General features: G+C 69.2%; 3 protein-coding genes. 2 read left to right on the top strand and 1 reads right to left on the bottom strand.

The features are described 5' to 3' along the window. The first annotated feature begins 160 nt into the window (after positions 1–160). Positions 161–664, top strand: a complete 504-nt coding sequence (locus DPV74_RS39985; RefSeq protein WP_027791776.1) for a periplasmic heavy metal sensor — start codon at positions 161–163, stop codon at positions 662–664. A 148-nt stretch (positions 665–812) separates the two neighbouring features. Here DPV74_RS39985 and DPV74_RS39980 read toward each other — a convergent pair whose 3' ends face one another. Next, positions 813–1,670, bottom strand: a complete 858-nt coding sequence (locus tag DPV74_RS39980) for an alpha/beta hydrolase (protein ID WP_308357396.1) — start codon at positions 1,668–1,670, stop codon at positions 813–815. Positions 1,671–2,382: 712 nt separating this feature from the next. On the opposite strand from DPV74_RS39980, the gene DPV74_RS39975 reads away from it, so the two are divergent. Then, positions 2,383–3,591: DUF1800 domain-containing protein (locus DPV74_RS39975; RefSeq protein ID WP_162923294.1), on the top strand; the 1,209-nt coding region annotated here is incomplete at its 3' end.

Below are 3,591 nucleotides of genomic sequence, written 5' to 3'. Positions count from 1 at the left end.
TGTGGTGGTCGGGCGCGGCATTCGCGGGCGTGGGCCTGGCCGGCGCGCTCGCGGGCGCGGTGGCCGTGTCGATGCTGATGCTCGGGAGCGTGCCGCCTGCGCACGAGCAGGGCTATCTGACAACGACGTTCGGCGGACCGAGCGTGGACTGGAGTGATGAATGAGTGAGCGTGGCTGGAAATTCGTCCTCGTCGGTTCGGTCGTGCTGAACGTATTCATGCTCGGCGCGATCGGCGGCGGCGCGTATCAGTGGTTCTCGACGCATCGCGACCTGCGGGCCGCGGGCGCGCCTGCGTCGCGCACCGCATTGCGTTTCGCCGCGGACGAGTTGCCGGACACACGCCGGCAGGAATTCGCCGCCGCGCTGAAGGCGGCACGCAAGGACGGTCGCGATTTCGCGCGGGAAGGGCGCGACGACCGGATCACCGTGCTGGATCTGCTCGCCGCGCCGCAACTCGATCGCACGGCGATCGACGCCGCGCTCGACCGCACGCGTGCGGCCGATACCGCGCTGCGTGCGCAGGTGGAGCGCAGCGTCGTCGATTTCGCGGCGACGCTGACGCCGGACGAGCGCGCGAAGTTCGTCGACGGGTTGCGGCGTAGCGGCAACTGGCGGTTGCCGCCGAGGTTGCAGAAGAAGCAGGGCGAGGCGGGGAGTCAGTAAGGAAACGCGGCGCGGGAGACGCGCGGCGGCGCGCCTTTCCTGCGCTGTGCAGCGCCTACGCGGAACGCTGGTCGGCAATGCTTTGGCACGCTTTCGCGAACGATCGCAACGCGACCACGGCCACGACCACGTGACGCGGCGGATACGTTCAACGTGCCAGCATCCAGGCGGAGATTGCGTCGACCACGCTGCTCTCCAGGCCATTGAAACCGTGATAGGCGAACGCTTCGCATGGATCGCCCCGGGACGTGCCGCCCGACACGATCATCCGTTCGGCCTTCGGCGATGCCTCCAGTTTCTTCAACAGCGTATCCGTTTCGGACACGGGGCAATGCTTGCAGCCGTCGTTCTGGTGATGAACGACGAGCACTGGAATCCTGAGGCTGGCCAGGTTCATGTCGGTGACCGCGGTACCGCCTCGATCTTCACGGAGGATGGTGGACGTCAGCACGATACCGTCCGGCCCGCCGCCGCCGGCCAGCGCGATCGCAACGGCAGCGGCGGACTGGGTGCCGCGGCTCGTCCCGACCAGCCAGACCGGCACGTGCAGTTGCTCCCTCAACCACGCAATCACGGCACGCGCGTCGTCGGCGTGTTCCTTCGAGAGTCGAAAGCCGTTGAGGTAGGGCGCGGATTGCCGGTCGCTCGGTGCATCGATGACCGCGACAGCGATACCGTCATTCACGAACAGCTGCCTGGTGCGCACGAGAAAGTTGCCTGCGCCCCATCCGAACCGGCCGGACGGGTCCAGTTGCAGCCCGCCGTGTCCGCCGGCGTAAAGGATGGCCGCGGCTTTCGGCGCATCCGGCGCGATGAAGAGAAACCGCTGGGTGACTCCGGGACGGGTCGGGACGTCGACGACCCTCGGCTGGCCCTGCGCGTGAGCGGGATAACCGTGCAGCGCCAACGCCATGGCGAGCAGCCACGCGCGTGCCCGGCGCATGGCCGGACGCGTCGCACCGAAGCAACGAAACCGCGCGTGCAAGCTGACGGAAAGTGGGTTCATCGTAGCGGTGGCCGGCGCATTCCGCCGTGGCCGGCCGGAGTGCGGCAGCTTCTCCTGTTCAATGTAGCGGCGCCACGTCGACGCGAGTGTGCCGGGCCGTGGCTGCCCGAACCGTCGTGTTCCACCGGACGTGCGGCGTTCAAGGCGATTCGGCGGACTGAACGATTTCGCCGGTGTAGCGCCTGAGGTCGCGCGCGTCGTCCTTCATGCGAATCGATCGGCAAAGGCGACAACGGGAGCGGGAAGCAGGATGGCGAGCAGCGTGGTCACGGCCGATCTCCGGTTGCGTCGAATTCTTGCTCCGGGGCGGGGCGACGATACCTCCGTGACCCGGAGCGATACATTCCATTGAGTCTAGGCTGGTTTCCGGGAACGGCAAGCGCCGGGCGGATATCGGCGACAAGGCGGCATTCGACCCGTCCAGGGTTTCGGCCGACGCACCATCCGGCCGGGCCCATGCCGGTCAGGCGGGCGAAAGCCTGTCGGCGGAATGTCGAAGCGTGCCCGTCCCTCGGCGGGGCACGGGGCCACGTTGCGGCGGCTGAGCGATCCGTCGATGCGCGGCCACCGCCGGTCGAATCCGCGCTGGAAACTCGAACGCCGACACACACGTTTTCAAGCCCGCGCGACAAACCCGAAATATTCGTCTACCCGGCGACGGATTTCCCGCCGGCCGACGTTTAACACGGGTACGCATCGCAAGAGCCCCGTCATGGACCACCCGAACGACATCACCCCGGCCGCCATCGCGCTGAACCGCTTCGGTCTCGGCGCGCGGGCCGACGAAGCGCCGCCTGCCGACCCGAAGGCGGCGCTCGTCGCGCAATTCGACCGTTACGAAGCGCGGCCGGCCGCATGGGCCGGCGAGCCCGACGCGGTGGCGCTCGCCACGCGCTTCGCGAACGCGCGCAATGCGATGACCGGCGACGATCCCGCAACGAAGCGCGCGACCGAGCAGTCGATCCGGCGTGACGGCAACGACACGTATCGCAGCGCCGTCGTCGCGCGGGTCAACAGCGCGTTGAACACGCCCGCGCCGTTCGTCGAGCGTCTCGTGCATTTCTGGGCGAACCATTTCGCGGTATCGGTCGACAAGGGGCCGGTGGCGGCCTACGCGGGCGCGTTCGAACGCGACGCGATCCGCCCGCACGTGCTCGGCCGTTTCGAGGACATGCTGGTTGCCGTCGAGCAGCATCCCGCGATGCAGCTGTTCCTCGACCAGGCGCGCTCGGTCGGCCCCGACAGCCCGGCCGCGCTGCGTGCCGAAGCGCGCAATCCGTCGGGCAGGCGCGGGCTCAACGAGAATCTCGCGCGCGAAATCATGGAGCTGCACACGCTTGGCGTACGCACGGGTTATACGCAAGCCGACGTGACGGAATTCGCGCGCGCGCTGACCGGCTGGAGCATCGCCGGCGGGCGCGGCCCGCAGCCCGGCGATGCGGCGCCCGGCGCGTTCGTGTTTCGCCCGAAACTGCACGAGCCCGGCGTGCGGACCGTGATGGGGCGCAGCTACGACCAGCCCGGCGAATCGCAGGCCCGCGCGATCCTGCACGACCTCGCGCATTCGGAGGCGACCGGTCGGCATATCGCGTTCCAGCTCGCCCGTCATTTCGTCGCCGACAATCCGCCGCCCGCGCTGACCGACCGGCTGGCCCGCGCATTCGACGCGAGCGGCGGCGATTTGCCGACCGTCTATCGCGCGCTCGTCGACGCGCCCGATGCGTGGTCGCCGGTCAACCGCAAGTTCAAGACGCCGTGGGAGTGGGCCGTTTCTTCGCTGCGCGGGCTCGGCTGGCACGACACGGGCGACCTGAAGGCCGCGCCGCTGCTCGCGCAGCTCGGCCAGCCGGTGTGGCGGCCGGGCTCGCCGGCCGGCTACGACGACGTGGCCGCGAGCTGGGCCGCGCCCGATGCGCTCGTG

Source organism: Burkholderia sp. HAN2018 (genome assembly GCF_024704855.1).
Taxonomy (GTDB): domain Bacteria; phylum Pseudomonadota; class Gammaproteobacteria; order Burkholderiales; family Burkholderiaceae; genus Burkholderia; species Burkholderia cepacia.
This window is presented reverse-complemented; position numbering and strand designations above follow the sequence as displayed.

Bases quoted from the DNA above. Each gene is read 5' to 3' on its own strand.
- DPV74_RS39985 (WP_027791776.1), top strand. From the start codon at position 161: ATGAGTGAGCGTGGCTGGAAATTCGTCCTCGTCGGTTCGGTCGTGCTG.
- DPV74_RS39980 (WP_308357396.1), bottom strand. From the start codon at position 1,670: ATGAACCCACTTTCCGTCAGCTTGCACGCGCGGTTTCGTTGCTTCGGT.